Genomic DNA, 9,425 nt, shown 5'->3' with positions numbered 1-9,425 from the left:
TCCTCTCGCTCCCGCGGGAGCGATCGACGGGTGGAAGGATCAGAGCGCGGCGACGGGCTCGTGGCGCGCACGCCAGCGGCTCCCGCCCAGCGTCGGCACGGCCGACAGCAACGCCTTCGTGTACTCCTGCTGGGGCGCGTCGAACACTGCGTCGGCCGTGCCGGACTCGACCATCTCGCCGTGCCGCATGACGTAGACGTGATCGGCCAGGTAGCGGATCACCGACAGGTCGTGCGAGATGTACAGCATCGAGACGTCGAGCTCGCGCTGCAGCTGGCGCAACAGGTTGAGGATGCGCGCCTGCACCGAGACGTCGAGCGACGCGGTGACCTCGTCGAGGATCATCAGCGACGGCTCGAGGGCCAGGGCACGGGCGATCGACACGCGCTGCAGCTGACCACCCGAGAGCTGGTGGGGGTAGCGACGCATGGCGGCCTTGGGCACACCGACCTTGTCCAGCAGGTCCAGCGCGGTCACGGCGCACGACTGCGACGTGATGCGCTTGCCGGTGGCGACGCTGACGGCCTCCTGCACGGCCATCGCGATCTCCATGCGCGGGTTGAGCGAGGCGTGCGGGTCCTGGAACACCAGCTGGGCCTTGCCGCGGAGCAGGCGCAGCGCCTTGCCCTTCGGGTTCGTCACGTCGTCGCCGTCGAGCAGGATCCGGCCCTTCGTCACGGGCGTCAGGCCGATCGCGGCGCGCGCGATGGACGACTTGCCCGAGCCGGACTCGCCGACGAGGCCCACGGTCGAGCCGGTGGGGACGGTCAGGTTGATGCCCTTGACCGCCGTGAACGGGGGCGGACCCGGGTACGTGACTTCGACGTTCTCCAGCTCAAGCATGGTTCATCTCCCGTTCGACGTCGAACTGCCCGTCCTCGATCGTCACGAGGTCCTCGGTGCGGTCGGTGTTGAGGTCCGGGACCGCGCGGATCAGTCCCTGGGTGTAGGGGTGGTCGGGCCCGGAGAGCAGCTTCGCGGTGGTGAGGTCCTCCACGATCTCGCCGCGGAACATCACGATGATCCGGTCGCACACCTCCGACAGCAGGGAGATGTTGTGCGAGATCAGCAGCACGGCGCTGCCCTTGCGGTCGTTGAGGTCGCACAGCAGCTGCATGACCTGGGCCTGCACCGTCACGTCGAGCGCGGTGGTGGGCTCGTCGGCCAGGATCAGGCTCGGCTCGCCCATCAGGCCCATGGCGATCATCGTGCGCTGGCGCATGCCGCCCGAGAGCTCGTGCGGGTACTGCTTGAGCCGCTTCTCGGGCTCGGTGATGCGCACGTCCTCCAGGCTGCGGATGGCCAGGTCGCGGGCCTCCTTCTTCGACAGGCCCTTGTGCTCGCGCACGGTCTCGATCATCTGCGCCCCGATCTTGCGGGCGGGGTTGAGCGAGGACATCGGGTCCTGGAAGACCATCGCCAAGTCGGTGCCGAGCACGCTCCGCAGCTCGCGGTCCGAGCCGTTCACCAGGTCGTGACCGTCGTAGTCGACCCGGTCCGCGGTCATGGCCAGCCCCTTGGGCAGCAGCCGCGACACCGCCAGCGAGGTGAGGGTCTTGCCGCTTCCGGACTCCCCCACGATGCCGACGATCTCGCCGCGCTTCAGCGAGAAGGAGACGTCGCGCACCAGCGGCGGGACGTCGTCCCGGCCCTCGATGGTGATCGAGAGATTGCGCACGTCGAGCAGGATGTCGTCGTTCATGGGCGTCCCTTCCTGGTCTCGGTCTCCATGCCGGGGTCGATGGTGATCTCGGGCTCGATGGCGGCAGTCGCCGCACTGGAGCGCCGGAACTTCGAGCGGAACAGGCTGGGCCGCTCGTTCCACAGCACGGGGTTGACCGCACGGGCCACCGCGTCACCGAAGAGGTTGACCGCGAGGCCGGTAATGAGGATCAGCGTCGCCGGCACGAGGGCGGCGTACGGGTTGAGGTAGAAGTTCTTGACGCCGTCGGTGAGCATCTGGCCCCAGTCGAACTGCGGCGACTGGATGCCCAGTCCCAGGAAGCTCAGCGAGGACATCGCCATGATGCCCTCGGCGACGGTCGTGAAGGTCACGATCACGAGGCTGTCGGCCACGTTGCGCCCGACGTACCGGGTGCCGATGCCCGACTTGCTCACACCGACGACCTGGGCGGCGGACATGTAGTCCCTCACCATGACCGAGTCGACGAGGCTGTAGGTGAAGCGGGCGAAGTGCGGCGTGAACGCCACGCCGATGGCCAGCACGGCACCCTTGGCGCCGACGCCGACGATCGCGACGACCACGACGGCCAGCAGGATGTCGCCGAAGCCCATCATCGTGTCGATGACGGTGCCGCCGACCTTGCGGACGCGAGGTCCGCCGGCGGCGATCAGCCCGCCGATGAGCCCGCCGACCACCATCGCGAACAGCACGGCGGCCGACGCGTAGAGGATCGAGAGCCGGGTCGCGGCCAGCGTGCGGGTGAAGATGTCGCGGCCCAGGGCGTCGGTGCCGAAGCGGTAGTCCGCGGACGGACCCTCGCTCGAGCGCGCCATGTCGCTGACGACGGCCTGCTCGCCGAAGCCGTTCGGGCCCATGATCACCAGGACGGTGAGGCCCAGCAGGATCAGGCCGGAGATGATGCCGGTGGGCGTCGCGAGGAACGCCCGGAACATCTGCTTGGCGCTGCTCTCGCGCTTGTGCTGCTTCATCGGCCCGCCTCCATGGTCCGGGGATCGACGATCCCGAGGATGATGTCCACCAGCGCGTTGACCACGACCACCGCGAAGCCGAGCAGCAGGACGATGCCCTGCACGACCGGGTAGTCGCCGACGAGGACGCTGTGGACGAGGGTCGTGCCCAGGCCGAGCCGGGCGAAGACCTGCTCGACGATCACCGCGCCGCCGAGCAGGCTGGCGAACGTGACGCCGCCCATCGCCAGCATCGTGGTGATCGAGTTCGGGAACACGTGCGCGAGGTAGAGCTTGCGCGTCGGCAGCCGCTTGCTGCGGGCAGTGCGGACGTACGGCGACTCGAGCACCTCCAGCGTGCGGACGCGGACGAGTCGGGCGATCGAGGCCGCCGGTCGGATCGCGATGGCGATCGCCGGGAGCACGGCCGCGTTGAGCGAGCCGGAGCCGGCCACCGGGAAGATCTGCCACGTCACGGCGAAGAAGAACGCCAGGAAGGTCGCGATCAGGTACTGCGGAATCGAGGCCATCGCGCCGGTCGAGCCACTGAAGATGACCTCGAACGTGCGGTGTCCGTTGCGGGTCATCACGGCGCCGATGATGCCCATCGGCAGGCCGACGAGCAGGATGATCGCCATGCCGAAGATGGCCAGCTGGGCGGTGGGCCCGATCTTCTGGGCGATCTCGGCGGTGACGGGCTGGTTCGTCGCGAAGGACGTGCCCATGTCACCGCGCAGGAGTCCGCCCACGTAGTCGAGGAACTGCTGGTACATGGGCTGGTCGAGGCCGAGGCGCTCACGAGCCACCTGCACGGCCTGCTCGTCCGCGTCCATGCCGGCCACGAGCCGGGCGGGATCGCCCGGGGCGAGGTGCATCATCAGGAAGGTGAGGGTGGTGATCGCCACCAGCACGAAGGCGAGCCGGACGAGCCGGGACACCAGGAACCGACGCCATTTCATGTCACATCGTCTCCATCAGCATTGGTCGATCTCCTGGAAGTTCGGGGGGTCTCAGGGTGCTCAGGGGGCTGCGCGGACCGGCCGTATGCCGTCCGTCACACCCTAATTCATAGTTGAAATCAAGTTCAGTTCGTGGGGTGTAGTACCGCCCCACCGGGCGGCTGGGAACAGGGAAAGCGTCCCCAGCCACCCGACGCGGGGGTCAGGCGCGAGCGTCGCGCTCGTTGGTGCGGCGGCGCAGCTCGACGCGGGCGAGGGTGCGCTTGTGGACCTCGTCGGGTCCGTCGGCGATCCGCAGGGTCCGCTGGTGGGCGTAGAACGACGCGAGCGGGAAGTCGTCGGTGACGCCGCCGCCGCCGTGGACCTGGATCGCGCGGTCGATGATCTTCAGCGCGATCTCGGGCGCCTTGACCTTGATCGCGGCGATCTCGACACGGGCCTTCTGGTTGCCGACGGTGTCCATCAGCCACGCGGTCTTGAGCACCAGCAGACGGGTCGCCTCGATCTCGATGCGGGACTCGGCGATCCAGTCCTGGATGTTCGCCCGGTCAGCGACCGGCTGACCGAACGTCGTCCGCGACTGCGCCCGGTCGATCATCAGGTCCAGCGCACGCTCGGCCATGCCGATCGAGCGCATGCAGTGGTGGATGCGACCCGGCCCGAGGCGGGCCTGGCTGATCATGAAGCCGTCGCCCTCGCCGGCCAGCAGCGCCGTCTTGGGAACCCGGACGTCCTCGAACAGGATCTCCGCGTGGCCCTCACGGTCCAGGTAGCCGAACACCGGCAGACCACGCACGACCGTGACACCCGGCGTGTCGATCGGGACGACCATCATCGACTGCTGACGGTGGGTCTCGGCCTCGAGGTTGGTCTTGCCCATCACGATCAGGACCTTGCAGTTCGCGTGCAGCGCGTTCGAGGCGAACCACTTGCGACCGTTCAGGACGTACTCGTCGCCGTCGGGAACCATCCGCAGCTCCACGTTCGTCGCGTCCGAGGAGGCCACGGCCGGCTCGGTCATGCAGAACGCCGACGCCATCTCGCCCGCGAGCAGCGGCTTGAGGTACTTCTCCTTGTGCTCCTCGGTGCCGAACAGCTGCAGCACCTCCATGTTCCCGGTGTCCGGAGCGTTGCAGTTGATCGCCTCAGGAGCCAGGTACGGGCTCCGACCGGTGATCTCCGCCAACGGCGCGTACTCGAGGTTGCTGAGGCCGGGCGAGCCCCACTCCTCGTTCTTGTGCGGGTGGAACAGGTTCCACAGACCCAGCGAACGCGCCGTCTTCTTCAGGTCCTCAAGGACCGGGGGGTGGAAGTTCGGGTTCCCCGACTCCGCCATCTGCTGGTGGTACACGGCCTCCGCCGGGTAGACGTGCTCGTCCATGAAGGCGAGCAACCGCTCCTGGTACTCCTTGGCGGTGTCGGAGAGTTCGAAATGCATGGGGTCAGCTCCTTGCTGGTCGCGTCGGGTCTCGACGAGGTGGAATCAGGGTGAGGGGATCAGGCGAGGGAGGCTTGGTAGCGGCGCATGCCGGCGAGCCAGCGATCGATGTCGCCGGTCTTGCGCGACTGGAACACCGCGACCTCGGGGTGGGGCAGGATGAGGAACTGCTCGGCCTCCATGGCCCGCAGCACGATCGCGGCCACCTCGTCGGCCTCGAGCACGCCACCGGCGTCGGTGACGGCCTGCGCGGCACGGCGCTGCGTCTCGTTGGTGATGGGGGCGCCGCCGGTGAGCATGTCGGTGTTGACGCCCATGGGGCACAGGCAGCTGACGGCGACGCCCTGGTCGCCGTACGTGATCGAGAGCCACTCGGCGAAGGCCACGGCACCGTGCTTGGAGACCGAGTAGGTCGCCGAGCCGATCTGCGTGAGCAGCCCGGCCGCCGAGGCGGTCGAGACGAAGTAGCCCTGGCCGCGCTCGACCCAGCCGGGGACGAGCAGGCGGGCCGCGCGCACGTGGGCCATGACGTTGACCTGGTGGGCGAGGTCCCAGTCCTCCTCGGAGGCGTCCAGGTCCACTCCCCCGCCGACTCCGGCGTTGGCGAAGTAGATGTCGACCGGGCCGAAGGACTCCTCGGCGGCGGCGACGAGCTTCTCGATCTGGTCGGTGCGGGACACGTCACCGGCGACCGCCACGGCCGAGCCGGGCGTGGCCTCGTTGAGGCGGGCAGCCACGGACTCGACGCCGTCGGCCTTCAGGTCCGCGAGGACGACGCGCGCGCCGCCGGCGACCAGCGCGTCGGCCAGGGCGGCGCCGATTCCGCCACCGGCTCCGGTGACGACGGCGACCTTGCCGTTGATGTCCATGCTGTTCCTCCGTGTCGAGTGACGTGGTTCACAGTGCCCCGTCATCATAATCTGAAGTCGGACTCAACTTCAAGTCGTCGGGACCGACGAATCCGCGTCCAGCGTTCCGGGCGCCAGCCCGAGCATGTCCGTGAGCGCAGCGATCGTCTCGGCGGCCTCGCGGTGGACGATCCCGCCCAGGCCCAGCGCCGCGGCCGCGCGGATGTTCATCGCGAGGTCGTCGATCATGATCGCCTCGGAGGGCCGGACGCCCAGCCGCTCGCACGCGACCTCGTACAGCGCGCGCGACGGCTTGCGGACCCCCTCGCGGCCCGAGATGGCCTGGACGTCGAACAGCTCGTCGAGGCCGTGCCCCGTGTAGCAGTCGCGGCCGAGCGAGTTCGAGACCAGCGCGACCGCAATGCCCTCGTCCTTGAGTCGTCGCACGAGCGCCGTCATCGCGGGATCGGGGTGCAGGTCGCGCTGCATGCGGGCGATCAGGCCCTGGGGCTCCACGGTGGCCCCGCGTACCGCGAGGGCGCGGGCGACCGCCTCCTCGAACGCCTCGTCCTCGATGCGGCCGCACTCGTGGTCGACGAGGGCGGCCCGCGCCTCCTCGTCGTCGGTCAGCGCCCGCACGAGCGCGTCGGGATCGCCGCACTCCTCGCGGCTGAAGCGCTCGAACGAGGCGAAGACGCTGCCGGTGAGGACTCCCCCGAAGTCGAACAGCACCGCGCGGGGCGGTTCGGCCGAGGCGACGACGCGGGCGTCGTTGTCGCTCACCGGGCCTGCGCCCGGGACGCGGCGTGCGCGATCTCGCGCAGCTGGTCCTTGTCGATCGAGCGCTTGAGGATCTTGCCCGTGGCGCCCTTGGGCAGCGCGTCGACGAACGAGTAGATGCGCGGGACCTTGTAGGCCGAGAGTCGCTGCTTCGCCCAGGCGCGGAGGTCCTCGCCGGTCAGCTCTGCGCCGGGCGCCAGGGCGATCACCGCGGCGATCTCCTCGCCGTAGTGGTCGTCCGGGATCCCGACCACGGCGACCTCGACGATGTCGGGGTGCTCGTAGAGGACCTCCTCCACCTCGCGCGGGTAGACGTTGTAGCCGCCGCGGATCACGAGGTCCTTCACGCGGTCCACGATCGTGAGGTAGCCGTCGGCGTCGACCGAGCCGAGGTCGCCGGACTTGAGCCAGCCGTCCTTCAGCTCGGCGGCGTTGGCCTCGGGGCGGTTCCAGTAGCCCTTCATCACGGTCGGGCCCTTGATGAAGACCTCGCCGACCTCGCCCGGCGCGAGCACCTGGCCGCTCCCGTCGCGGATCTCGACCTCGGTGCCGGGCAGCGTCGGCCCGGTGGTCCCGGTGCGCTGCTCGCGGTGGATGTCGTTGAACGTCGCGGCGCCGGTCGTCTCGGTCAGGCCGTAGCCCTCGAGGATCGTGCAGCCGAACCGGTCGGTGAACGCGCGGATCACCTCGACGGGCAGCGACGCGCCGCCCGAGCTGGCCATCCGCAGCGAGGCGAAGTCCTCGGGCTGCCAGTCACCCTGGGCGTGCAACATCGCGTTCCACATCGTGGGGACGCCCGACACCGTGGTCAGCTGGTCCTGCTTGACCATGTCGAGCATCTTCGCGGGGTCGAACGGCGACAGCAGCGAGAAGGATGCGCCGATCGCCAGGGCCGTGTTCATGCAGACGGCCTGGCCGAAGACGTGGAACAGCGGCAGCGCGGTGCCGAAGCGGTCCTCGCCCGTCAGCTCCAGCACGGGCAGGAACGAGTCGACCGTGCGGTCGAGGTTGGCGGCCGTGAGCTCGGCGCCCTTCGGCCGGCCCGTGGTGCCGGAGGTGTAGAGGATGATCGCCGTGTCGTCCGGCGCATGGTCGTGCGCCTCCAGCAGCGGCTCGCCCGGAAGCTCGAGCCCGGGGCGCAGCTCCCACAGCTCGATGCCGCGGTCGGCGGCCGCGGCGCGGGCCGCGTCGGAGCACTCGTGCCACGCGATGACGAGCGTCGCGCCCGAGTCGTCGAGCACGTAGCCGATCTCCGGGGCCGTGGACATCACGTTCATCGTCGTCACGGTCACGCCCGCGGCATGGAGGCCGTAGTAGACCTCAGGGAACTCCGGGATCGTCGGAGCGATGAACAGCACGCGGTCGAGCGGCGCCAGGCCGGCCGCGCGCACCGCGCCGGCCACGCGCTGGTTCGTCTCACGCAGCTCACGGAACGTGATCGTCCGGGGCGAGCGGATCGCCACCCGGTCCGGCTCGGAGTCGGCGTGGGCCCAGACCCGCGAAACGATGTTGACCATGCGTCGTCCTTCGATCAATCTCGGTGTGACGCGCCTCATGGGGCTGCGTCACAAGGTGAACTTGGGTTCAATTTTAATAGAGTATCCCGCGGGCCCCCGACCTGACCACCCCGGACGTCCCGCACCGCACATGAGGCGGGATTCAACTCTGGGTAGGGTGGCGGCCATGCACACCGTCGCCCGGCCCACCGTGGACCAGATCGATGCCCTCGGCACCGCCCTCTCGCTGGTCGCCCTCCCCGAGTTCGAGGACGGCAACGGCCACGTCAACGTCGGCCACTACTACCGGCTGCACATGGAGGCCGGCGACGCCGCGTTCCAGCGGCTGGGCTTCGACGAGGACTACCGCGACCGCACGGGCCACAGCGTCTTCAGCGTCGAGCACCACATCAAGTTCCTCGACGAGTCGCTCGTCGGCGACGAGCTCTCGGTGCACCTGCGCCTACTGGGCGTGAGCGCGAAGGCGCTGCACGCCCAGACGATCCTGGTGAACCGCTCCCGCGGGACCGTGGCCAACACGCTGGAGTTCCTCGAGCTGCACGTCGACCTCACCACCCGCCGCACGACCGCCATGCCGCAGCACCTCATCGCACCCCTGGAGGCGCTGCGCGACGAGCACGCCGCTCTGCCGTGGGGGCTTCCCCTCGCCGGACCCCTCGGCGTTCGCTGAGCCCGCCGCTCGCTGCGTCCGCGGCCCCGCTCGGCTAGCGTCGAGGCGTCGGACAGGAGGGACGATGGCGGACACGACCGAGCCCGAGCGGACCCCCGACGGTCGCTTCCTGGTGATCGGCGGACGCCGGTGGCGGGCGAGCGACCCCGAGATCCCCGGCCCGCTGCGCCAGGAGCTCGTCGACGAGCTGATGAGCGCCCGGCGCGCGGTGAAGGCCGGCGAGCCGGACGCCCGCGACCGCGTCGGCGATGCGAAGGTCGCCCTCGGCGAGCGGGGGCGCCCCTGGTGGGAGACGCCGACCGACCACTCGATCGCCGCTCGCTCCGAGGCAGCGGTCCGAGCCCTCCTGCGTCACCGCGACGGCACCACGATCTGCCCCAGCGACGTCGCCCGCGTGGTGGGCGGCGAGCACTGGCGCAGTCGCATGGACGCGGTGCGCGAGGTCGCGGACGCCCTCGCGGAGGCCGGCGCCGTGGTGGTCACGCAGCGCGGCGAGCCCGTCACCGCGACGACGGCGAAGGGGCCGGTCCGGATCGGACGCGGCGACCACTTCGCCTGACC

The 9,425-nt window shown here is 69.8% G+C and carries 10 protein-coding genes; 2 read left to right on the top strand and 8 right to left on the bottom strand.

Annotated features, from left to right (window positions below; genetic code table 11):
* Positions 1-39: 39 nt before the first annotated feature.
* From H1W00_RS05940 to H1W00_RS05905, 8 genes are all read right to left on the bottom strand, one after another.
* A complete protein-coding gene (locus H1W00_RS05940) occupies positions 40-843 on the bottom strand; it encodes an ABC transporter ATP-binding protein (RefSeq protein WP_181754508.1) in 804 nt (267 codons plus the stop codon).
* Positions 836-1,702: an ABC transporter ATP-binding protein gene (locus tag H1W00_RS05935; protein ID WP_181754506.1), complete on the bottom strand. Its 867-nt coding sequence runs from the start codon at positions 1,700-1,702 to the stop codon at positions 836-838. Before H1W00_RS05935 ends, H1W00_RS05940 begins: the two co-directional genes overlap by 8 nt.
* Positions 1,699-2,673: an ABC transporter permease gene (locus H1W00_RS05930; RefSeq protein ID WP_181754504.1), complete on the bottom strand. Its 975-nt coding sequence runs from the start codon at positions 2,671-2,673 to the stop codon at positions 1,699-1,701. Before H1W00_RS05930 ends, H1W00_RS05935 begins: the two co-directional genes overlap by 4 nt.
* Entirely contained in the window at positions 2,670-3,611 is a 942-nt protein-coding gene (locus H1W00_RS05925; RefSeq protein ID WP_181754502.1) for an ABC transporter permease, read from the bottom strand. Before H1W00_RS05925 ends, H1W00_RS05930 begins: the two co-directional genes overlap by 4 nt.
* 202 nt (positions 3,612-3,813) lie before the next feature.
* On the bottom strand, positions 3,814-5,049 hold the full coding sequence (locus H1W00_RS05920; RefSeq protein ID WP_181754500.1) for an acyl-CoA dehydrogenase family protein: 1,236 nt from the start codon (positions 5,047-5,049) through the stop codon (positions 3,814-3,816).
* A 59-nt stretch (positions 5,050-5,108) separates the two neighbouring features.
* Complete coding sequence (locus tag H1W00_RS05915) at positions 5,109-5,918, bottom strand: SDR family oxidoreductase (RefSeq protein WP_181754498.1); 810 nt, start codon at positions 5,916-5,918, stop codon at positions 5,109-5,111.
* A gap of 69 nt (positions 5,919-5,987) precedes the next feature.
* Positions 5,988-6,680, bottom strand: coding sequence for an HAD-IA family hydrolase (locus H1W00_RS17005; RefSeq protein ID WP_181754497.1), 693 nt, complete (start codon positions 6,678-6,680; stop codon positions 5,988-5,990).
* Positions 6,677-8,194 carry an AMP-binding protein gene (locus H1W00_RS05905; RefSeq protein WP_181754496.1) on the bottom strand — a complete coding sequence of 506 codons (1,518 nt, stop codon included), beginning with the start codon at positions 8,192-8,194 and terminating at the stop codon, positions 6,677-6,679. The genes H1W00_RS17005 and H1W00_RS05905 overlap by 4 nt, the downstream gene beginning before the upstream one ends.
* Before the next feature lie 166 nt (positions 8,195-8,360).
* Between H1W00_RS05905 and H1W00_RS05900 the strand changes: the two genes are divergently transcribed.
* Together H1W00_RS05900 and H1W00_RS05895 are read left to right on the top strand one after the other, a co-directional pair.
* Positions 8,361-8,864, top strand: coding sequence for a thioesterase family protein (locus H1W00_RS05900; RefSeq protein ID WP_181754495.1), 504 nt, complete (start codon positions 8,361-8,363; stop codon positions 8,862-8,864).
* Between the two features lie 64 nt (positions 8,865-8,928).
* Positions 8,929-9,423, top strand: coding sequence for a DUF3253 domain-containing protein (locus H1W00_RS05895; protein WP_181754494.1), 495 nt, complete (start codon positions 8,929-8,931; stop codon positions 9,421-9,423).
* The last annotated feature ends 2 nt before the right edge of the window (positions 9,424-9,425 follow it).

This window comes from Aeromicrobium phoceense, from assembly GCF_013868155.1.
In the GTDB taxonomy this organism is placed as follows: Bacteria; Actinomycetota; Actinomycetes; order Propionibacteriales; family Nocardioidaceae; genus Aeromicrobium; species Aeromicrobium phoceense.
The sequence above is the reverse complement of the archived record's forward strand: the minus strand, read 5'-3'. Positions and strand labels throughout refer to the sequence as shown.

What these genes read in the sequence shown, in the direction of transcription:
- H1W00_RS05895 (WP_181754494.1), top strand. Translation starts at nt 8,929, where the DNA reads ATGGCGGACACGACCGAGCCCGAGCGGACCCCCGACGGTCGCTTCCTG.
- H1W00_RS05900 (WP_181754495.1), top strand. Translation starts at nt 8,361, where the DNA reads ATGCACACCGTCGCCCGGCCCACCGTGGACCAGATCGATGCCCTCGGC.
- H1W00_RS05915 (WP_181754498.1), bottom strand. Translation starts at nt 5,918, where the DNA reads ATGGACATCAACGGCAAGGTCGCCGTCGTCACCGGAGCCGGTGGCGGA.
- H1W00_RS05905 (WP_181754496.1), bottom strand. Translation starts at nt 8,194, where the DNA reads ATGGTCAACATCGTTTCGCGGGTCTGGGCCCACGCCGACTCCGAGCCG.
- H1W00_RS05920 (WP_181754500.1), bottom strand. Translation starts at nt 5,049, where the DNA reads ATGCATTTCGAACTCTCCGACACCGCCAAGGAGTACCAGGAGCGGTTG.
- H1W00_RS05925 (WP_181754502.1), bottom strand. Translation starts at nt 3,611, where the DNA reads ATGAAATGGCGTCGGTTCCTGGTGTCCCGGCTCGTCCGGCTCGCCTTC.
- H1W00_RS05935 (WP_181754506.1), bottom strand. Translation starts at nt 1,702, where the DNA reads ATGAACGACGACATCCTGCTCGACGTGCGCAATCTCTCGATCACCATC.
- H1W00_RS05930 (WP_181754504.1), bottom strand. Translation starts at nt 2,673, where the DNA reads ATGAAGCAGCACAAGCGCGAGAGCAGCGCCAAGCAGATGTTCCGGGCG.
- H1W00_RS05940 (WP_181754508.1), bottom strand. Translation starts at nt 843, where the DNA reads ATGCTTGAGCTGGAGAACGTCGAAGTCACGTACCCGGGTCCGCCCCCG.